The following is a 21039-nucleotide window of genomic DNA, read 5'->3' on the forward strand; positions in this document are numbered from 1 at the left end:
CACATTCGAACGACTGATGCAGTTAAAACTCGATGCCGAGGTTTTATCGCACAATCATCACCCTCATCAACAGGTGCTTTGCTCTATTACATTCATCAGACAATCTGTGTGGACACTACGCAATGCGTATCGTGAGGTAAGGAGGTGATCCAACCGCAGGTTCCCCTACGGTTACCTTGTTACGACTTCACCCCAGTCATGAATCACAAAGTGGTAAGCGCCCTCCCGAAGGTTAAGCTACCTACTTCTTTTGCAACCCACTCCCATGGTGTGACGGGCGGTGTGTACAAGGCCCGGGAACGTATTCACCGTAGCATTCTGATCTACGATTACTAGCGATTCCGACTTCATGGAGTCGAGTTGCAGACTCCAATCCGGACTACGACAGACTTTATGTGGTCCGCTTGCTCTCGCGAGTTCGCTTCACTTTGTATCTGCCATTGTAGCACGTGTGTAGCCCTACTCGTAAGGGCCATGATGACTTGACGTCATCCCCACCTTCCTCCGGTTTGTCACCGGCAGTCTCCCTTGAGTTCCCACCATTACGTGCTGGCAACAAAGGATAAGGGTTGCGCTCGTTGCGGGACTTAACCCAACATTTCACAACACGAGCTGACGACAGCCATGCAGCACCTGTCTCACAGTTCCCGAAGGCACCGAAGCATCTCTGCTAAGTTCTGTGGATGTCAAGAGTAGGTAAGGTTCTTCGCGTTGCATCGAATTAAACCACATGCTCCACCGCTTGTGCGGGCCCCCGTCAATTCATTTGAGTTTTAACCTTGCGGCCGTACTCCCCAGGCGGTCGACTTAACGCGTTAGCTCCGGAAGCCACGCCTCAAGGGCACAACCTCCAAGTCGACATCGTTTACAGCGTGGACTACCAGGGTATCTAATCCTGTTTGCTCCCCACGCTTTCGCACCTGAGCGTCAGTCTTTGTCCAGGGGGCCGCCTTCGCCACCGGTATTCCTCCAGATCTCTACGCATTTCACCGCTACACCTGGAATTCTACCCCCCTCTACAAGACTCTAGCTTGCCAGTTTCAAATGCAGTTCCCACGTTAAGCGCGGGGATTTCACATCTGACTTAACAAACCGCCTGCGTGCGCTTTACGCCCAGTAATTCCGATTAACGCTTGCACCCTCCGTATTACCGCGGCTGCTGGCACGGAGTTAGCCGGTGCTTCTTCTGCGAGTAACGTCAATCACTGCGGTTATTAACCACAATGCCTTCCTCCTCGCTGAAAGTGCTTTACAACCCGAAGGCCTTCTTCACACACGCGGCATGGCTGCATCAGGCTTGCGCCCATTGTGCAATATTCCCCACTGCTGCCTCCCGTAGGAGTCTGGACCGTGTCTCAGTTCCAGTGTGGCTGGTCATCCTCTCAGACCAGCTAGGGATCGTCGCCTAGGTGAGCCATTACCCCACCTACTAGCTAATCCCATCTGGGTTCATCCGATGGCGTGAGGCCCGAAGGTCCCCCACTTTGCTCTTTCGAGGTCATGCGGTATTAGCTACCGTTTCCAGTAGTTATCCCCCTCCATCAGGCAGATCCCCAGACATTACTCACCCGTCCGCCGCTCGCCGGCAAAGTAGCAAGCTACTTTCCGCTGCCGCTCGACTTGCATGTGTTAGGCCTGCCGCCAGCGTTCAATCTGAGCCATGATCAAACTCTTCAATTTAAGATTTGTTTGATTTGCTACCGAGGTAGCGATGCTCAAAGATTACTTTCTGCAAATATGCATTCGAACCGAGGTTCAAATGTTTACTGCTTTGGTCACTCTTCAAGACTTTGATATTGCTTCTGCCTGTCGAAACAGGCTTCGATATCGTCTTGCGAGTGCCCACACAGATTGTCTGATAAATTGTTAAAGAGCGTTCGTTACCTGTTAACCTTGCGGTTAATCTGACGGTAACGCGGGAGGCAGATAATACGCTTTCCCGCTGAAGTGTCAAGATTTTCTTTTTAACTTTCGTTTAAAGAACTTGCTTATCACTTCCTAACCCGGCGATGTTTATGTCGTTGTTCCCGGTCAGTGGAGGCGCATTATAGGGAGTTCCTGACAGGCTGCAACCCTTAATTTCAAAAAAGTTTTCAACCGTGTTTTTTTTCAGCAATAATGAAGTAATAGGCGGGTTTTTAAACAATTATTACGCTAAACATTCAATCTATGAATGAAACAGTAGAGTAAAATAGAAATATAAGAAGACAGATAGGACAAATCACCATGCAACTCAATACCCAACAACAGGCCGCCCAACGTAATCTTTCATATCTGTTGGCCGAAAAAATTGGTCAGCGCATTCTAATAGGTGAATATGAGGCCGGTAGCATCTTGCCTGGCGAGATAGAGTTGGGTGAACAGTTTGGTGTCAGTCGTACAGCAGTGCGTGAAGCGGTGAAAATGCTCGCAGCAAAAGGGATGTTATTACCACGCCCCCGTATTGGTACCCGAGTGATGCCCAAAACAAATTGGAACTACCTTGATCAGGAATTATTGACCTGGTGGATGAACAAAGAGAATTTCGATCAAGTGATGCAGCACTTCCTTATATTAAGGACATCACTTGAGCCGCAAGCTTGTTCACTCGCCGCAATAAATGCCAATGAGGAACAGCGCGTGCTGCTAGCTTCATTAATTGCAGAGATGCGGGCGCTGCATAACCACTTTAACCGTGAGCGATGGATTCAGGTGGATGCTCAGTTTCATCAGTTAATCTATGAAGCCAGTGGTAACCCATTCTTGACGTCTTTCGCTAATTTGTTCAGTTCGGTATATCACAGTTATTTTCGTGCCATTACCGGCGATGAAGTACTTCAGCTGCAACACCATCAGGATATTGTTGATGCCATTCTCGCCAGTGATAGCCAAGGGGCCTTATTAGCCTGCCAAGTGTTATTAAAAGAGAAAGATTAGCCGCGAGATGTTATTTATATCTCTATATAGAAAGAGGGTACTAACACTCTCTCGATAAAATCAGGACGGACAATGATAAAATCTGCGCGTAGCATGGCGGGTCTTCCTTGGATAGCCGCCATGGCTTTCTTTATGCAGGCTTTGGATGCCACCATACTGAATACCGCTTTGCCATCAATCGCGGAAAGCCTCAACAGGTCACCATTGACCATGCAATCCGCCATTATCAGCTATACCCTAACCGTCGCCATGTTGATTCCTGTTAGTGGATGGTTAGCAGACCGTTTTGGCACTCGGCGGGTTTTTATTTTGGCGGTATCTCTCTTTACGCTGGGATCGCTTTTGTGTGCACTGTCAGGCTCATTGCCATTTCTCGTTGCCTCACGCGTGATTCAAGGTATCGGTGGGGCGATGATGATGCCCGTCGCTCGGCTTGCACTTATTCGAGCCTATCCGCGTAGTGAATTGTTACCGGTACTCAATTTTGTCACGATTCCAGGATTAATTGGGCCAGTTTTGGGGCCGCTACTGGGCGGACTACTGGTGACTTACGCCACTTGGCACTGGATTTTTATCCTTAATATCCCAATCGGTATATTAGGCATTATTTACGCACGTAAATTCATGCCTGACTTCACCATGCCTAAACGCGCGTTTGATTTTATCGGCTTCCTGCTGTTCGGTAGTAGTTTGGTGCTTATTTCCGTCAGTTTAGAGATCATGGGGCGACCCGATATTGCCAGTTATCTACCTGCCCTGACGCTAATTAGCGGTTTGTTGATGCTTCTCTTCTATATATTCCACGCCAAAGGCCACCCGAATCCATTAATTGGTTTGCCACTATTCAAAACCAGAACCTTTTCGGTGGGTATTGCGGGGAACGTAGCCTCACGATTAGGAACAGGTTGCGTACCGTTCTTAATGCCACTGATGTTACAGGTTGGATTTGGTTACTCCGCCATTATTGCCGGTTGCATGATGGCACCCACGGCCATTGGTTCGATGATGGCGAAATCAGCCGTGACGCAGGTATTACGTTCGCTGGGCTATCGCAAAGTCTTAGTGAGTGTCACTGCCATTATCGGTGTGCTAATTGCATTATTTGCGTTGCAATCACCGGGCATGTCGCCTTGGTTGATGATCTTGCCACTCTTTGTTTTGGGTATGGCGATGTCGACTCAGTTCACGGCCATGAATACCATCACCTTGGCAGACTTAACCGATAACAATGCCAGTTCAGGCAACAGTGTTCTGGCTGTTACTCAACAATTAGCTATCAGTTTTGGGGTTGCCATCAGTGCGGTGGTATTACGGTTTTATGATGGGATGTCGTTTGGCAATAATGTCGATCACTTCCATTACACCTTTATTACGATGGGCGTGGTGACATTATTCTCCTCTGCGGTGTTCTTATTACTCAAACCAAAAGATGGCGACAACTTAATTCAGGGCCGCAATGTTAAAAAAGTCTCGCGCCCTGCAGAGAGTGAAGTTTAACGAATAGCGACCGACCCACGCTCGATCAACTCGGGAGTGAGAATCAGGATTTGTGGTTCCGCTTCCGGGTTATTCAATCGATGAATCAGCGTATCAATGGCCAGTTCGCCAAGGTCATCTTTTGGCTGATGAATCGTGGTTAACGGTGGTGTCATGTATTGTGCGATTTCAATATCATCGTAGCCGATAACAGCCATATCTTGCGGAATCGATAACCCAGCCTGATGCAAGGCCTGATAGACCCCAACAGCCATGGCATCATTACTGGTAAACACGGCATCAGGTGGCTCCGGCAGTTCAAGTAACTGCTGCATGGCGGCCAAACCACCCCCAAATTCAAAATCACTGGCAACTTCATAGCCATTCGGCACCGGTAAACCAGCACGTGTCATGGCTTGACGGTAACCTTCCAAACGTTCTTTCGCTGGAGTTTTATCCTGTGGCCCGGCAATACAGGCGATTCGGGTATAGCCTCTGGCAATCAGATATGAGGTTGCCATTTCTCCGCCAAATAACGAGTTATCTTGAATGACATCGTTCACGCCCTCGAACGGTGCCCAGTCCATCATTATGATCGGCAACGAGGGATAACAACGCAGAATATCTTGGGAAGGACGATGACTTTCGGTACACATTAACAGCAGACCATCGACCCGTTTTTGCATTAAGGTTTCAAGACTACGGCTCATGCGATCGATATCGCCTTCGGTATTACACAGAATCAAACTATAACCGCGCTCATAACAACTGCGTTCTACACCACGAACCACTTCAGCATAAAAGGGGTTACTACTGGCGGTGACCAGCATGCCAATAGTCTGAGTTTGTTTCAGTTTTAGGCTACGGGCCAACGCAGAAGGGGCATAGTTGAGTTGACGAATAGCCGATTGCACTTTGTCGCGGATAGGGTCGCTGACAAAGCGATTTTTGTTAATCACATGGGAAACAGTCGATGTTGAGACGCCCGCTAAACGGGCGACATCTTTCATAGTGGCCAAAGTTATACCTGGCCTTGTAAGAAGCGGTCGATCTCAGCTCGCCATGGAATAGAGGGTTGCGCCCCCGCACGAGTCACTGCAATCGCGGCGGCTGCATGAGCAAAACGTACTGCGAGGCCCATTGTTTGGCCTTCTAATAATGCGGTGAGTAAAGCGCCATTAAACGTATCACCAGCAGCAATGGTATCTACCGCATTCACTTTGAAACCTGCAACCAATTGACCTTTACCCTGTTCGCTGAGCCAAACGCCTCGGCTACCCAAAGTAATGATCACTGTTGCAATCCCTTTATCGTGCAAAATTTGTGCGGCTTTCGCGGCATCGTCATCTTGCTCAATATGAATACCCGTTAAACGCTCAGCTTCGGTTTCATTCGGGGTAATCATATCCACCAGCGTTAACAGCTCATCGGGGAGCTCACGCGCAGGGGCCGGATTTAGAATCACCTTCGTCTGATGCTGCTTCGCCAATTTAGCCGCAGCAATCACTGTCTCAAGTGGGGATTCTAATTGCATGAGTAATGCTTCAGCATCAATGACTTGTTGTTGGTATCGGCTGAGGTAGTCAGGTGTCACAGCAGCATTCGCACCCGCGTTGATACCAATAACGTTCTCACCTTCACCATTGACGAAAATCAGTGCCACACCTGTAGTCGTTCCGACAACAGCCTCGATTGGAGTGGTATCAATCTTATCGCTGGCTAATTGCCGACGTACTCGTTCACCAATATCATCTTCACCCACACAAGCAATAAACGCGATATTCGCCCCACTACGGCCAGCGGCAACAGCCTGATTCGCGCCTTTGCCACCGAAAGCAACGTTATACTGCTTCCCGATCACCGTTTCACCCGGACGTGGAAACTGCTCAATGTTCAGAATATGGTCGGCATTGATACTGCCGAGGACCACCAGCTTACCTGTTTCCATCGTATTTATTCCTTTGTCCTTGAAGTTGCAGGATTATTTCCTGCAACTTCAATTACCATGGGTATTTTAATTGATCTTTATTTGGTGACTAACTTCAAGTCAACGGGGATAACAGCCTGTACTTTCTCGCCTTTTAAGACTTTATCTGCTGTTTCAACGCCAATCACACCAATTTGGTCAGGGCGTTGAGCGATAGTTGCGCCCAGTTTACCGCTTTCAACCGCTTTAATCCCATCGTCGGTGCCGTCAAACCCTACCACTAGCACATCTGTTTTGCCTGCGGTCTGCAAGGCACGCAATGCACCCAATGCCATTTCATCGTTCTGAGCAAAAACAGCCTGCACGGTCGGATGCGCAGTCAGCAAGTTCTGCATGACGTTCAAGCCCTTAGTGCGGTCAAAATCAGCAGGTTGGCTGGCCAGTAATTGGAATTTGTTCTTTTCCATTGACTGTTTAAAGCCTTCGCCACGTTCACGGGCGGCAGATGCCCCAGCAATCCCTTCCAACTGAATAACTTTCGCATCGCTACCCAATTTCTTGGCAATAAAATCACCGGCCATTTTGCCGCCGAAACGGTTATCAGATGCAACGTGGCTCACCACAGTGCCCGCGTTAGCCAGACGGTCAAGGGTGATAACTGGAATGTTAGCCTGATTTGCCATTTTTACTGCGTTACCCACAGCATCTGAGTCTGTTGGGTTAATCAGCAGAATTTTAGTGCCACGAACGGTTAAGTCCTGCACGTTCGCCAGCTCTTTAGCAGGGTTGTTTTGCGAATCCAAGACCACCAAGTTGTAACCCAGTTTGTCTGCTTCTTTTTGGGCACCCTCTTTCATTGAAACAAAGAACGGGTTATTCAGCGTGGAAACAACCAATGCGATAGTGTCTTTTGCCAGCGCATTAGCACTGACGGTGGCGCTTAATGCAACAACTGAGATCAAGGTAGCCAGTTTCTTCATTTTCATGGTCACTATTCCTGTAGGGATTTAGCAAATTCAATTTAGTAGGCATTATTGCTGCGTAAAATAGCCTACTGCTTTTTGTTATCTACCAACACCGCGAGCAAGATAACCACTGCTTTCACGATCATTTGGTAGTAAGAGGAGACGCCCAATAAATTCAAACCGTTATTCAAGAAACCGAGGATTAACGCACCGATCAGCGTGCCGACGATCCGCCCTTTCCCACCCGCAAGGCTCGTACCGCCTAGAACGACGGCTGCAATGGCGTCCAGTTCATAACCTGTACCGGCCGTGGGTTGCGCAGACGACAAGCGAGCCACTTCGATAATTCCCGCCAATGCCGCTAACAATCCACAGAGCGAATAAACAATAATTTTAACTTTATCAACACTGATACCAGAGAGCCGTGTGGCAGACTCATTACCGCCTAACGCATAGATATAGCGACCTAAACGGGTGTGGTGCAACATGTACCATGCAGCAATAAAGACGATTGCCATCAACCAGATAGGCGTTGGAATGCCGAATGGGCGACCAATACCGAACCAGCCAAAGGTGTCTGCCACATCAGTGAAACCGGTATTGATCGGGCTACCATTGGTGTAAACCATGGTCACGCCACGCAGTAACAGCATCATGACCAGTGTGGCGATAAACGCCTGCACTTTACCTTTGGCAACGATGACGCCAGTAATACCACCAATGAATGCCCCCAGAGCCAGTGCTGCGGCAACGGCCACCAAGGCATTAACTTCTAATCCGACGATTGAGGCGGCCACTGCGCCGGTCAGTGCCAATAATGACCCCACTGACAGATCAATACCGGAAGTCAGGATAACCAGTGTCATCCCAACGGCCATAATGGCGTTGACGGATGTCTGCTGGAGAATGTTAAACAAGTTATTGACGGTAAAAAAGTTTGGGCTTAGTGACGAAACCACAGCAATCAGCACCAGCAGCGCAATCAGTGATTTTTGTTCTAATAACCATTCTTTACTGAACCAGCGTTTTGTCTGGATCGTTTGGGAACTCATATCTGGTTACTCCTGCTCTACGCGCTATGACCTATTAATAATCAGCTAATTGATGATCGACTGATTAATAATGGGCTTATTGATAATCTACTTATCAGTAAATTGTTTGCCGACGGCTGCTGCCATCAACACTTCTTGGGTAGCCTGTTCAATCGAGAACTCGCCGCTTAACTGGCCTTCATGCATCACAAGGATACGGTCACTCATACCGAGCACTTCCGGCATTTCTGAGGAAACAAGAATGATGCTCAACCCTTCTTCTTTGAATTGATTGATTAACTGGTAAATCTCTTTTTTGGCCCCGACGTCAACTCCACGCGTAGGCTCATCAAGGATCAATACCTTCGGACGAGTCATCAAACCGCGCGCAATCGCGACTTTCTGCTGATTACCACCGGATAACAAACCAATAGGCTGTTCCATGGACGGTGTTTTGATATTAAATAAGCGAATGAAATCGGCGACTGCCTGCTGTTCGTCCGCATGTTTGAGTGAACCACCCGTGCGACTGAAATAACGTAGTGCAGTCAAAGACATATTCTCTTTAACTGACATGCCAAGCACTAAGCCATCCCGCTTACGATCTTCAGAAATGTAAACAATGCCGTTTGCTAAACCATCCTGAGGTGAATGGGTAACCACTTCACGGCCATCCAACATAATAAATCCGGACTTACGTGGTAGCGCGCCATAGATGATTTTCATCAATTCCGTGCGACCCGCGCCCATCAAACCCGCCACGCCGAGGATCTCACCACGATGCAAGGTAAAACTGACATTACTCACGCCTGGGCCACACAGCTGTTTGACCTGCAAGCGCTTTTCGCCACGGGGTAAATTCAGGCGTGGATATTGCTCTTCTAACTTGCGGCCAACCATCATCTCAATCAGGGTATTTTCGGTCAGCTCGCTAACCGGTTTTTCTGCAATGAACTGCCCATCTCGGAAAACAGTAACGTCATCGCAAATTTCAAAAATTTCTTTTAGCCGATGAGAGATATAAACGATGCCACGGCCTTCAGCTTTCAACTCTTTAATGACGTTAAATAGAGAAGCGGTTTCGGTATCAGTAAGGGCGTCAGTGGGTTCGTCCATAATGATGACTTTGGATTCAAAGCTCAGCACTTTGGCGATTTCCACCATTTGCTGATCACCAATGGACAATTCCCCCACCAGCCGGTGGCTGCTGTAATGAATATTGAGGCGCGCCAACAGTAAATCAGCTTCGGCATACATCTTTTTCCAATCGATGCCACCAAAGCGATTAACGAACTCGCGTCCTAAAAAGATGTTTTCTGCGATGGTTAGTTGCGGGATCAGGTTAAGTTCCTGATGAATAATGCCAATGCCCGCTTCCTGCGAGTCTTTTGGGCCATTAAACACCACTTCTTTACCCATGAAATGCTGACTGCCGGCATCCTTACTGTAGATACCCGTCAGCACTTTCATCATGGTCGATTTTCCCGCCCCATTTTCGCCCACCAGTGCCATCACCCTGCCAGGATAGACGCTGAGCGCGGCACCGGAGAGTGCTTTGACGCCGGGAAAGGCTTTATCAATCCCTTTCAGTTGCAGCAAAGGTTGCATAAATGCCTCAGAAGGTTACGCCGGAGCAGAGAATGATGTTAGCAAAGGGGGAACATTCCCCGCTACGAATCACTGCCCGGCTTTGTTTAGTTTGTTCTTTAAAAGCTTCATGGCTGATATAGCGTAAAACTATTTGGTTTCCCTGGTGCTGCTCAAGTTGTGTTAACTGGGCGAGTAACGCTTCATGGAGTTGCGGATTATTTTTGACGATCTCCTGTGCAAGGTACGCAATCTCAACCTGCATTTCTTGTGTTACCACCTCAAGAACCTGTAGGAAACCAGGGACACCTTGCGTCAGTGCCAGATCGATACGTGTGGTGGTTGCCGGTATCGGCAGCCCCGCATCACCTATCACCAGCTGATCGGTATGACCCAAGCGGGAGATAACAGCAGAAATTTCAGAATTCAGTAATGCGCCTTTTTTCATTTTCAACTCCAACAGCGAAACGTTTCGCTGATACTGAGTTTAGAAAAAATAGCGCAGAAGGCAAACCTCAATTGATGAAATTGTGATCGCCATCGAAACGTTTCGCTGAATGAATAAATGAGAGGGGCATTGAAATGAGAAAGGCCGCTTATTATCGCGGCCTCTAGGTTAAATCTCGACTTGCGTCCCGAGCTCAATCACTCGGTTAGGGGGGATCTCAAACTGATCGGCAGCCCGCAGTGCATTACGGCTAAGGGCAATAAACAGTTTGCCTCTCAGGAATAGATACCAAGGTCGCCGAGTTAAAATGAGCGATTCGTGGGACATAAAGAACGAGGTTTCCATCATCTGACACGGCAAGCCCTCTAGGCCGCAGCGGTGGAAAATTTCCTCCACATTCGGTGTTTCGCGCCAACCGTAGCTGGCAACCACTCGCCAGAAAGTCGGCGAGAGCTGCTCAATAGTCACCCGTTTGACGTTATGTACGTAAGGGGCATCTTCGGTTCGCAACGTCAGTAACACAACCCGCTCATGTAGCACTTTGTTATGCTTAAGGTTATGCAGTAATGCAAAAGGAATGACATTCATTGCCCGAGACATGTACACCGCAGTGCCTGTCACCCGTACAGGCGGTGATTTCTCTAGTGACGCAATCATCGCCTCCAGTGAATTACCGTGTTCGTGCATACGCCGTAGTAAGCTGAAACGCTCGCTCTTCCATGTGGTCATGATGATAAACATCACGAGACCGAGAGAAAGTGGCAACCAACCGCCAGAGAACAATTTCAATGCGTTGGCTGAGAACATCGGAACATCGATAAGCAGCAAAACCACCAGCAGGCACCCGACAAAAGCACGGTTCCAGTGCCAATTTTTCAGCGCCACCGTACAGAACAGAATACTGGTGATAACCATCGTTCCCGTTACGGCAATACCGTAAGCGGCAGCCAAATTGCTGGAGCGTTCGAAGCCAACAATCACCAGTACGACCGCCAGATACAGCGTCCAGTTAATGACTGGAATGTAAATCTGGCCAGACTCCATTTCGGAGGTATGGATAATGCGCATCGGCGGTAAATAGCCTAAACGCACAGCCTGCCGAGTGAGCGAGAAAACGCCGGAAATAACAGCTTGTGAAGCAATGACTGTCGCCAGTGTCGCCAGCACTAGCAGTGGGATCAATGCCCAATCTGGCGCTAACAGGAAGAAGGGATTTTTGATGGCTTCAGGGTTCTTCAGTAATAATGCACCCTGACCAAAATAGTTCAGTACCAATGACGGTAACACCACGGTAAACCACGCTAAACGGATAGGGAATTTACCGAAATGCCCCATATCCGCATACAGCGCTTCCACCCCAGTTATCGCCAGTACCACTGCGCCAAGGGCATAAAATGAGACCGTTTTATATTCCGTAAAGAATGCTATCGCCCATTTTGGATTCAGTGCCGATAAAACTTCGGGATTCGCGATAATACTGCGCAAACCGAGTAATGCCAGTGTTAGGAACCACACCAGCATGACGGGGGCAAAGAGTTTCCCAACGCTCCCCGTGCCGTGTTTTTGAATCACAAAAAGCAGCGTTAATACCGCAATAGAGCAGGGGACAATATAAGGATCAAGCGCAGGCGCGGCAATTTCTAACCCTTCAATGGCTGACATGACCGATATTGCTGGCGTGATGACAACTTCACCATAGAAGAAGCTGCCGCCAATCAGCCCAAGAATGACCAATATTGATGTGGTTCGGGAAGAGGTATTGCGCCCCGCTAAGGACATTAACGTTAAAATGCCCCCTTCACCGGCGTTATCCGCGCGCATCACGTAGGTGAGATATTTAACCGAGACGATCAGGATGAGCATCCAGAAAATCAGCGATAAAAAACCAAACACCACATCTGGGCGGACATCAAATCCATAATGACCAGAAAAGCACTCTCTCAAAGTATAGAGCGGGCTAGTCCCTATATCCCCGTAAACGACCCCAATTGCTGCTAAGGTTACCGCCGATAAAGACTGTTTATGGTCTGTGCTCATAGTTGATTTCTTTTTGCTAGAACGTCCATAGCCTGATGTGTGCGTTTAAGAACCGCGAAACCCCGTTCTTTACCCCGTTCATTTTGATGATGGGTATAACTTGACGCCCACTAAAAGGCGCACAGTATGCACCATTTCAATAGATTGCCTACTCTTAAATAGTAATATGATAATGGTCAAAATGAGTCGGCTACAAATGTTCTGTAATACAAATATATTAGTAATCAAAGCGCTATCTTACTCAGAAAAAGAGGATTTATTTGCTCTTATCAGGTAAAAATCAATCAACTAACGGAACATGTAGAACAATTATGGCGCAATCATCGCAATTAGCTGAAAGAATCTCTCGATTGAGCAGTGCCCTTGAAAGTGGTCTGTATGAAAGACAGGAAGCTATCCGCCTGTGTTTATTAGCTGCGCTCAGTGGTGAGAGTGTCTTCCTGCTCGGTCCGCCGGGTATCGCTAAAAGCTTGATTGCTCGCCGCCTGAAATTTGCCTTCCGTCATGCCAGAGCATTTGAATACCTGATGACTCGTTTTTCCACACCTGAAGAGGTATTTGGCCCGCTTTCCATTCAGGCACTAAAAGAAGAAGGGCGTTATCAACGCATGACCAGTGGTTACCTGCCAGAAGCTGAAATCGTCTTCCTTGATGAAATTTGGAAAGCTGGCCCCGCTATCCTGAATACCTTGTTGACGGCTATTAACGAACGGCGTTTTCGTAATGGTGACCGAGAAGACAGTATCCCGATGCGCTTACTGGTGACTGCGTCCAATGAGCTACCCGATGCTGACAGTAGCCTAGAAGCACTTTATGACCGAATGCTGATCCGCCTATGGCTAGATCGCGTACAAGAGAAGCAAAATTTCCGTTCACTGTTACTCAGCCGACAAAACGAAAATCATAATCCGGTGGCAGAAAACCTCAGTATCAGCGATGAAGAGTTCCAACAGTGGCAACCTTTAATCGACAAAATTACCTTACCCGACCACTGTTTCGAGCTTATTTTTCAATTACGCCAGCAGCTCAGTGCACAAGAACATGCGCCTTACGTCTCTGATCGGCGTTGGAAAAAAGCATTGCGCCTACTGCAAGCCAGCGCTTTTTTCAGTGGCCGAACCGAAGTTACCCCGATTGACTTAATTCTATTGAAAGATTGCCTGTGGCATGACCTCAGTTCCCTAAAACTATTGCAACAACAACTTGAGCAACTGTTAACGGAACAGGGATATCAGCAGCATAGTTTACTCATGAAACTGCAAAATATTCATGGCCAATGGTTACAGCATCAACAACAACAAAGCGACCATCAAGCACTCACCGTAACTAAACAAAATGGTATGTTCAGCCGTAAACAGCAATATGTACTGCCAGAATCACTTACCGACAGTACGCTAACACTTTTGCTGCAAAAACCGCTTAACTTGCATGATATTCAAGTCAATCACCTACAAATTGAGAAAGATGCTCTCGCTCAATGGTTAAGTAAAGGGGGCGTTTTACGCGCGAAGTTAAATGGTATCGGTTATGCACAATCCATCGATGCAGAGATTGATGATCACCTACATATCACCGTATTAGATGTGAGTCGACAGTCATCAATACTCTCCCAGCCTGGCGCGGTGACCACCAGCGTGCCGCCGGAGTTGCTGGTGGCATTAGCAGAACTTGAAAATAACCTGAACGAGCAACGGCGGTTATTCAGCCAGCATCAACCCTGTTTGTTCACTCCTTCTGCTTGGCTGGCAAAAATAGAAGCGAGTCTGTTGCAGGTTGCAGAACAACTAAAACAGCAGCAACAAAAATTAAGTGGGCACTAATCGATGCTCAGCTTGGCAACACTCGATCTGCTGCTTTCCATCAGTGAAAGTGAGCTAATTGAAGAGATGGTGGTGGGATTGCTGGCATCACCTCAATTGGCGCTATTTTTTGAAAAATTCCCGCGTATCAAACGCGCATTGATGAAGGATATTCCCGGCTGGAAGCAAAACTTGCAGCAACGTATCCGTGAGGCGAAAGTTCCCCCAAGCCTAGCGAATGAATTTGTCTTATACCAACAGAGCCTATTGGAGAGCAGTCCGCAATTTTATGCTCACCTGCCAGAGATAGTAGCGCAGTTGCAACAGATGCATTCTCCCTTCGCTGCGCAGGCGTATACATTGCTACAATCCGCTGATTTAGCAAGAAATCCACAAGTTGGCGATAGCCTACAAACGCTATTTTTGCAGCGTTGGCGCATCAGCCTCACGCTACAAACCATCACGATTCATCACCAACTGCTCGAGCAAGAACGAGAACAACTTTTAGCCGAATTACAACAGCGACTCGCGCTTAGTGGGGCGCTAGAACCCATATTGGCTACCAATGATGGTGCCGCTGGGCGGCTTTGGGATATGAGTCAAAGCCATCTACAGCGCGGTGATTATCAATTATTACTGCAATACGGTGATTTTCTACAGCATCAACCTGAATTGCAGCAATTAGCTGAGCAATTGGGCCGTAGCCGTTCAGCTAAAGCACAACCCACACCCGATGCACGCTACGAGCCCTATACCTTAATGGTGCGTCAGCCCGATACCGTGCCAGAAGAAGTTAGTGGCATTCATCAAAGCAATGATATTTTGCGGCTACTACCAACAGAATTGGTGATGTTGGGGATGAGTGAACTGGAATTTGAGTTTTACCGCCGTTTACTGGAACGACGTTTGTTGACCTACCGTTTGCAGGGGGATAACTGGCAGGAAAAAACCTTACAACGGCCCGTTAGCCTGAAGAGTCACGATGAACAACCGCGCGGCCCTTTTATTGTTTGCGTGGATACTTCAGGCTCCATGGGGGGATTTAACGAACAGTGCGCCAAGGCATTTTGCTTGGCACTACTGCGTATTGCTTTGGCTGATAATCGCCGCTGTTACATCATGCTATTTGCTAGCGAAATCATTCACTACGAATTATCGTCAGCCAGCGGCATTGAACAAGCGATACGTTTTCTCAGCCAGCATTTTCATGGTGGTACTGATTTAGCCGCTTGCCTCGCCAGTACGTTAAACAAAATGGAGGAGAGAGAGTGGTATGACGCTGATGCAGTGATCATTTCAGACTTCATTGCCCAACGGCTACCCGATGAGTTGATCCGCAAGATAAAAATCCAGCAACAAGCACACCAACACCGTTTCCATGCTGTGGCAATGTCGGCCTATGGCAAGCCCGGTATCATGCGTATTTTTGATCATATTTGGCGCTTTGATACAGGCTTAAAAAGCCGCTTAATGCGCCGCTGGAAACGTTAATTCAATAAGCCGGCGCCGACGTTAATCGATAGCCCCAATATCGTCATATTAAAGATAAAGGATAAGACCGACTGCAATAACACCACGCGGCGAATATCCGACGTCCCAGTAGAAACATCCGCGGTTTGTGAAGCTACCCCAATCGTGAATGAGAAATAAAGAAAATCCCAATAGGAAGGGGTGGCAACCTCTTTAGGGAAAAGCAAAGGGAGAATGGTCTCTGACTTATCCCGAGGGAGATAGAATAAATGGGCATAATGCATGGTAAATGCCGTCGGGAGTAATAACCATGACACCAACAACGTCAGCCCCGTCAGGATTAAATGAAATGCTTTGGCTGAACCTGACAATTGGTTTGCCGTACTCAATTCAAACAAAATCACCAGAATACTGGCTAAACACGCCATACTGACGATCGTCAAAACCATGGTGGCACTTTCATCTTGCACCTTAGCTATTTTGCCGATTTGGGCAGGGCTAGTACGTAACAGTTGCAACCATAGAAAGAGTAAATAGAGCCAAGCGGAAACATTCCAGCTCACCATCAAGCGCAATAAAAGTGTGTAATGCGTGGGTAGCAGAAAATATGTGATGACACCTGCGCCAGCTGAAAACAACAATCTTGGGCGAGCATGTAAATAATGATGAAAGGGGTGAATTAGGGCCATAACGTCAGCGACCTTGCATGTAGTTATATAAAGAAAACATGATACGAGGCATATAATTATGCCACCTACAGCATAGAGTAAAAAACGACTTACGTTAAAAAAACCCGCTACAGCTTATTCAGCAATAGCAGGTCTAAGGAGATAATATCCCTAAAATACTTGACGTTGCAGCTAACCCCGTTGCTACGCCAAGTATGAAGCGTATTACAGCAGGCCAGCAACTTTCTCGCTAATCTCAGGCCCCCACACACCACATTGAACTTGACCAATGTGTTGTTGTTGCAGCAATAACATCACTAAACGGGATTGGCCAATACCGCCACCGATGGTTTGTGGCATTTCCCCCTTGAGCAGTGATTGGTGCCATTCCAGTTTTAAACGATCTTCATCAGCCGTAAGGGCGAGTTGGCGTTTAAGTGCCTCAGCATCGACGCGAATCCCCATGGACGAAATTTCGAAAGCATCTTCCAGCACAGGGTTCCAGACAATGATGTCACCGTTTAAGCCAGCAAAACCTTCCGCGCTAGGCGACGTCCAGTCATCATAATCTGGTGCACGCACATCATGGGATTGACCATCGGCTAACTTGCCACCGATACCGATGAGGAAGACGGCACCCAACTCTTTAGCGATGGCACGTTCACGGCCTTTCGCATCCAAATCAGGGAAGCGAGAACGCAGGGTTTCGCTATGCACAAAATGAATCTGCTCTGGCAAGAATGGTTTGATACCAAATTCAGCGCTAGCAGCAGCTTCCGTTTCTTTTATGGCGGTATAAATCTTGTTAACGGTGGATTTCAGGTAGGCCAGGTTACGTTCACCATCCCCCATGACACGCTCCCAATCCCACTGATCAACATACACAGAATGAATAGCACTCAGGCGATCTTCATCAGGACGCAATGCTTTCATATGGGTATACAGACCTTGATCAGCGCCAAAATCAAAACGCCCTAAGGTTTTACGTTTCCACTTCGCCAATGAATGAACCACTTCAAAAGTAGCATCTGGTAAGGTTTTCACTTTGACCTGAACGGCTTTTTCAGAACCAGAAAGGTTATCTTGAGTACCATCGCCCACGCGGCTCAGAATGGGTGCCTGAACCTCAATCAGACCCAATTGCTGTTCCAATTGGCGAGAAAAGAAGGATTTTACGAAGCTGATTTGTTGTTGTTTTTGGATAAATTGTTTTTTCATTGCCGTCTTCTCAATTCGTGGTTGCGTGTTATGCAAATTTGGTTATGCCGTTTGGCTTGTCATCGATTAAGCAACAGAATGAGTATTAAATTCAATATCCAATAATAAATATTACCATTACAGTTTTAATCATTCATTTTTTTAGCGCTATAATTGAATATTCAATAAAAAAAGGGGGCTATTATGGGCGAAATTTATCAGATCGATAATCTCGATCGCGGCATCCTCAACGCATTAATGGAAAATGCACGTACACCCTATGCTGAATTAGCAAAAAATTTTGGTGTCAGTCCTGGCACCATTCATGTACGAGTAGAGAAAATGCGTCAGGCAGGCATCATCACCGGGGCTTGCGTGCATGTAAATCCAAAGAAACTGGGTTATGACGTGTGCTGTTTTATCGGGATTATTTTAAAAAGTGCCAAGGATTACCCTTCAGCACTGAAAAAACTAGAAAGTTTAGAAGAAGTGACTGAGGCTTATTACACAACAGGGCATTACAGCATCTTTATCAAAGTGATGTGTAAATCAATCGACGCCCTTCAACAAGTACTTATCAACAAGATCCAGACGATTGATGAGATCCAATCTACAGAGACACTCATTTCCCTGCAAAACCCCATCATGCGGACCATCGTGCCGTAATCCAATCATAACTATACCCACATTATCCACAGGTAGATCCCAGCTGATTCACAGCGTACAATACCGGCTCATTACTTCGGTTGGGTTCTATATGGCTGACATTACCTTGATCAGTGGCAGTACGCTTGGCAGTGCGGAATACGTTGCTGAACATTTAGCTGAGAAATTAGAAGAGGCGGGTTTCACAACAGAAACGCTTCATGGTCCAGAATTAGATGAACTCACGCTCAGTGGTATGTGGCTGATTGTCACATCAACCCATGGCGCAGGTGATCTACCCGATAACCTACAACCATTATTAGAACAAATCGAACAACAGAAGCCGGATTTGTCTCAGGTCAGTTTTGGTGCAGTTGGTTTGGGCAGTTCAGAATATGACACTTTCTGCGGTGCCATAAGACGATTGGATCAACAGTTGATCGTTCAGGGAGCAAAAAGGTTGGGTGATATTTTAGAAATTGACGTCATTCAACACGAAATTCCTGAGGATCCAGCTGAGGTATGGGTTAAAAATTGGATTAATTTGCTCTAATTTGCTTAAAGATCACGCGAACGAATGTGTATAAGTATGCTTAAAAGCAGGGTAAAACCAGTATATATCCACATAACAACCTTGTGACCTCAAAGTGCCTGTGCATAACAGGCCATTTAGATCCCAGCTTATACGCAATAGGATCACCGATCATTCACAACAATAGATCGTCCTTAATCCTATGATCTTTCATGTGAATAATCACTTATCCACAGAGGATCATGATCCTAATAAGAGATCTAATAAAGAGATCTTTAAATAAAAAGATCTTCTTTTAATTAAAGGCGATCCTAAGCTACTTGGTCGATCGTCTAAACTTGAGTAGAATCCCCCACCCCAGGGCAAACACAGAAATTCGCATAACGGCGAGGTGCAGTACCATGTTTTATCCAGATCAATTTGACGTCATCATCATTGGTGGTGGCCATGCCGGCACGGAAGCTGCAATGGCAGCGGCACGCATGGGACGTCAGACCTTATTGCTGACGCATAACATCGACACACTGGGACAGATGTCTTGTAACCCAGCGATTGGCGGTATCGGTAAGGGACATTTGGTCAAAGAGATCGATGCTCTGGGTGGCTTAATGGCAAAAGCAACCGACCTCGCCGGGATTCAGTTTAGGATACTAAACGGCAGCAAAGGGCCAGCGGTGCGAGCGACTCGTGCACAAGCAGACCGAGTGCTGTATCGCCAAGCTGTCCGTACCGCACTAGAAAATCAGCCTAACTTGATGATCTTCCAACAACCTGTAGAAGATCTCATCGTTGAAAATGATCGCGTTGTTGGTGCGGTCACTAAAATGGGCCTTAAATTCCGTGCTAAAGCGGTTGTCCTCACGGTGGGGACTTTCCTTGATGGCAAAATTCATATTGGGCTAGAAAATTACAGTGGTGGCCGAGCCGGTGATCCGCCGTCAATCTCACTGTCACAGCGCCTCAGAGAATTACCACTACGTGTTAATCGCCTGAAGACAGGTACGCCGCCACGTATTGATGCGCGAACCATCGATTTTAGCCAGCTGACTCCTCAGCTAGGTGATACACCTATTCCCGTATTTTCTTTCCTTGGTCATGCAGAACAGCACCCTGAGCAGATGGCGTGCCACATCACTTATACCAATGAAAAAACGCATGAAGTGATCCGTAATAATCTCGATCGTAGCCCAATGTATGCAGGGATCATTGAAGGGATCGGGCCACGTTACTGCCCATCGATCGAAGACAAAGTTATGCGTTTTGCTGATCGTAATTCACATCAGATCTTCCTTGAACCTGAAGGCTTAACGAGTAACGAGATCTACCCGAATGGTATTTCAACCAGTTTGCCTTTCGATGTTCAAATGCAAATTGTCCGTTCGATGAAAGGGCTAGAAAACGCGCGTATTGTTCGACCAGGTTATGCCATTGAGTATGATTTCTTTGATCCACGTGATCTGAAACCAACGCTGGAAAGTAAATATATTCAAGGTTTGTTCTTTGCCGGACAAATCAATGGAACAACCGGCTATGAAGAAGCAGCGGCTCAAGGGCTGCTTGCTGGGCTTAATGCGGGCCGTTTTGCGAACGATGAAGACGGATGGTCACCTCGTCGTGATGAAGCTTACCTTGGCGTGCTGGTGGACGATTTGAGCACCTTAGGCACCAAAGAACCCTATCGCATGTTTACCTCACGTGCAGAATATCGTTTGATGCTACGTGAAGATAATGCCGATTTACGCTTAACCGAGATGGGGCGTAAGTTAGGGTTGGTTGACGATGAACGTTGGGCTCACTTTAGCCAGAAAATTGAGCAGATCGAAAAAGAGCGTCAGCGCTTGCGTGATATTTGGGTGCATCCTAACTCAGAGAACGTTAATGAGATCAATGCATTATTGAAAGCACCATTGTCAAAAGAAGCAAACGGTGAAGAATTACTACGTCGTCCTGAAATTGACTACCGCTTGTTGACGACTTTGCCTTCTTTTGGTCCAACGCTAACGGACCCTCAAGCAGCGGATCAAGTTGAAATTCAAGTAAAATATGAAGGCTATATCGCCCGTCAGCAGGAAGAGATTGAAAAACAGTTACGCAATGAAAATACCTTATTGCCAGCCGATCTCGATTATCGTCAGGTCTCTGGCTTATCGAATGAAGTCATTGCTAAGCTTAATGATCATAAACCTAACTCGATCGGGCAGGCTTCACGCATTTCTGGTATCACGCCAGCTGCTATCTCGATTTTGTTAGTCTGGTTAAAAAAACAGGGATTGTTGCGCCGCAGTGCATAACAATCCAATCTGGCTGTATCATGAGATAATAATCAGTACAGCCAGATTGT

Annotated in this window: 16 protein-coding genes and 1 rRNA gene; 7 read left to right on the plus strand and 10 right to left on the minus strand. The window is 47.2% G+C overall.

Annotated elements, in window-relative coordinates:
• Window positions 1–137 precede the first annotated feature (137 nt).
• A 16S ribosomal RNA gene (locus tag DA391_RS22860) occupies window positions 138–1680 on the minus strand.
• Between the two features lie 546 nt (window positions 1681–2226).
• On the opposite strand from DA391_RS22860, the gene DA391_RS22870 reads away from it, so the two are divergent.
• Window positions 2227–2916: a FadR/GntR family transcriptional regulator gene (locus DA391_RS22870; protein ID WP_019212609.1), complete on the plus strand. Its 690-nt coding sequence runs from the start codon at window positions 2227–2229 to the stop codon at window positions 2914–2916.
• Window positions 2917–2988: 72 nt separating this feature from the next.
• A complete protein-coding gene (gene mdtD / locus DA391_RS22875; protein ID WP_050083528.1) occupies window positions 2989–4413 on the plus strand; it encodes a multidrug transporter subunit MdtD in 1425 nt (474 codons plus the stop codon).
• Here mdtD and rbsR read toward each other — a convergent pair.
• From rbsR to kup, 7 genes are all read right to left on the minus strand, one after another.
• On the minus strand, window positions 4410–5411 hold the full coding sequence (rbsR, locus tag DA391_RS22880; protein ID WP_108088224.1) for a ribose operon transcriptional repressor RbsR: 1002 nt from the start codon (window positions 5409–5411) through the stop codon (window positions 4410–4412). The two genes, mdtD and rbsR, sit on opposite strands and share 4 nt — an antisense overlap.
• 2 nt (window positions 5412–5413) lie before the next feature.
• Entirely contained in the window at window positions 5414–6340 is a 927-nt protein-coding gene (rbsK, locus tag DA391_RS22885) for a ribokinase (RefSeq protein WP_050083530.1), read from the minus strand.
• Window positions 6341–6417: 77 nt separating this feature from the next.
• Window positions 6418–7305: a ribose ABC transporter substrate-binding protein RbsB gene (gene rbsB / locus DA391_RS22890; protein WP_019212613.1), complete on the minus strand. Its 888-nt coding sequence runs from the start codon at window positions 7303–7305 to the stop codon at window positions 6418–6420.
• Between the two features lie 65 nt (window positions 7306–7370).
• The gene (rbsC, locus tag DA391_RS22895; RefSeq protein ID WP_019212614.1) at window positions 7371–8336 is read right to left on the minus strand and encodes a ribose ABC transporter permease; all 966 of its coding nucleotides are present in this window, start codon (window positions 8334–8336) and stop codon (window positions 7371–7373) included.
• An 87-nt stretch (window positions 8337–8423) separates the two neighbouring features.
• Window positions 8424–9923 (minus strand): ribose ABC transporter ATP-binding protein RbsA, encoded by a 1500-nt coding sequence (rbsA, locus tag DA391_RS22900; protein ID WP_019212615.1) that lies wholly within the window; start codon window positions 9921–9923, stop codon window positions 8424–8426.
• 7 nt (window positions 9924–9930) lie between these two features.
• The gene (rbsD, locus tag DA391_RS22905; protein WP_049610329.1) at window positions 9931–10350 is read right to left on the minus strand and encodes a D-ribose pyranase; all 420 of its coding nucleotides are present in this window, start codon (window positions 10348–10350) and stop codon (window positions 9931–9933) included.
• Between the two features lie 168 nt (window positions 10351–10518).
• A complete protein-coding gene (kup, locus tag DA391_RS22910; RefSeq protein ID WP_019212617.1) occupies window positions 10519–12387 on the minus strand; it encodes a low affinity potassium transporter Kup in 1869 nt (622 codons plus the stop codon).
• Window positions 12388–12698: 311 nt separating this feature from the next.
• On the opposite strand from kup, the gene ravA reads away from it, so the two are divergent.
• A complete protein-coding gene (gene ravA, locus DA391_RS22915; RefSeq protein WP_108088225.1) occupies window positions 12699–14207 on the plus strand; it encodes an ATPase RavA in 1509 nt (502 codons plus the stop codon).
• A gap of 3 nt (window positions 14208–14210) precedes the next feature.
• Entirely contained in the window at window positions 14211–15677 is a 1467-nt protein-coding gene (gene viaA, locus DA391_RS22920; RefSeq protein WP_108088226.1) for an ATPase RavA stimulator ViaA, read from the plus strand.
• Here viaA and DA391_RS22925 read toward each other — a convergent pair.
• Both DA391_RS22925 and asnA read right to left on the minus strand, forming a co-directional pair.
• On the minus strand, window positions 15674–16345 hold the full coding sequence (locus tag DA391_RS22925; RefSeq protein WP_050083533.1) for a DUF1345 domain-containing protein: 672 nt from the start codon (window positions 16343–16345) through the stop codon (window positions 15674–15676). The genes viaA and DA391_RS22925 overlap by 4 nt on opposite strands.
• Window positions 16346–16549: 204 nt before the next feature.
• Window positions 16550–17542: an aspartate--ammonia ligase gene (asnA, locus tag DA391_RS22930; RefSeq protein WP_019212620.1), complete on the minus strand. Its 993-nt coding sequence runs from the start codon at window positions 17540–17542 to the stop codon at window positions 16550–16552.
• 183 nt (window positions 17543–17725) lie between these two features.
• On the opposite strand from asnA, the gene asnC reads away from it, so the two are divergent.
• From asnC to mnmG, 3 genes are all read left to right on the plus strand, one after another.
• Window positions 17726–18187 (plus strand): transcriptional regulator AsnC, encoded by a 462-nt coding sequence (gene asnC, locus DA391_RS22935; protein WP_050083535.1) that lies wholly within the window; start codon window positions 17726–17728, stop codon window positions 18185–18187.
• Between the two features lie 91 nt (window positions 18188–18278).
• On the plus strand, window positions 18279–18719 hold the full coding sequence (gene mioC, locus DA391_RS22940) for an FMN-binding protein MioC (RefSeq protein WP_050083537.1): 441 nt from the start codon (window positions 18279–18281) through the stop codon (window positions 18717–18719).
• Window positions 18720–19099: 380 nt separating this feature from the next.
• Window positions 19100–20989, plus strand: a complete 1890-nt coding sequence (gene mnmG, locus DA391_RS22945; RefSeq protein ID WP_050287113.1) for a tRNA uridine-5-carboxymethylaminomethyl(34) synthesis enzyme MnmG — start codon at window positions 19100–19102, stop codon at window positions 20987–20989.
• Window positions 20990–21039: the final 50 nt, after the last annotated feature.

It is taken from the genome of Yersinia massiliensis (assembly GCF_003048255.1).
GTDB lineage: Bacteria > Pseudomonadota > Gammaproteobacteria > Enterobacterales > Enterobacteriaceae > Yersinia > Yersinia massiliensis_A.

What these genes read in the sequence shown, in the direction of transcription:
- DA391_RS22870 (WP_019212609.1), top strand. Translation starts at nt 2,227, where the DNA reads ATGCAACTCAATACCCAACAACAGGCCGCCCAACGTAATCTTTCATAT.
- mdtD (WP_050083528.1), top strand. Translation starts at nt 2,989, where the DNA reads ATGATAAAATCTGCGCGTAGCATGGCGGGTCTTCCTTGGATAGCCGCC.
- rbsK (WP_050083530.1), bottom strand. Translation starts at nt 6,340, where the DNA reads ATGGAAACAGGTAAGCTGGTGGTCCTCGGCAGTATCAATGCCGACCAT.
- rbsB (WP_019212613.1), bottom strand. Translation starts at nt 7,305, where the DNA reads ATGAAAATGAAGAAACTGGCTACCTTGATCTCAGTTGTTGCATTAAGC.
- rbsC (WP_019212614.1), bottom strand. Translation starts at nt 8,336, where the DNA reads ATGAGTTCCCAAACGATCCAGACAAAACGCTGGTTCAGTAAAGAATGG.
- rbsA (WP_019212615.1), bottom strand. Translation starts at nt 9,923, where the DNA reads ATGCAACCTTTGCTGCAACTGAAAGGGATTGATAAAGCCTTTCCCGGC.
- rbsD (WP_049610329.1), bottom strand. Translation starts at nt 10,350, where the DNA reads ATGAAAAAAGGCGCATTACTGAATTCTGAAATTTCTGCTGTTATCTCC.
- kup (WP_019212617.1), bottom strand. Translation starts at nt 12,387, where the DNA reads ATGAGCACAGACCATAAACAGTCTTTATCGGCGGTAACCTTAGCAGCA.
- ravA (WP_108088225.1), top strand. Translation starts at nt 12,699, where the DNA reads ATGGCGCAATCATCGCAATTAGCTGAAAGAATCTCTCGATTGAGCAGT.
- viaA (WP_108088226.1), top strand. Translation starts at nt 14,211, where the DNA reads ATGCTCAGCTTGGCAACACTCGATCTGCTGCTTTCCATCAGTGAAAGT.
- DA391_RS22925 (WP_050083533.1), bottom strand. Translation starts at nt 16,345, where the DNA reads ATGGCCCTAATTCACCCCTTTCATCATTATTTACATGCTCGCCCAAGA.
- asnA (WP_019212620.1), bottom strand. Translation starts at nt 17,542, where the DNA reads ATGAAAAAACAATTTATCCAAAAACAACAACAAATCAGCTTCGTAAAA.
- asnC (WP_050083535.1), top strand. Translation starts at nt 17,726, where the DNA reads ATGGGCGAAATTTATCAGATCGATAATCTCGATCGCGGCATCCTCAAC.
- mioC (WP_050083537.1), top strand. Translation starts at nt 18,279, where the DNA reads ATGGCTGACATTACCTTGATCAGTGGCAGTACGCTTGGCAGTGCGGAA.
- mnmG (WP_050287113.1), top strand. Translation starts at nt 19,100, where the DNA reads ATGTTTTATCCAGATCAATTTGACGTCATCATCATTGGTGGTGGCCAT.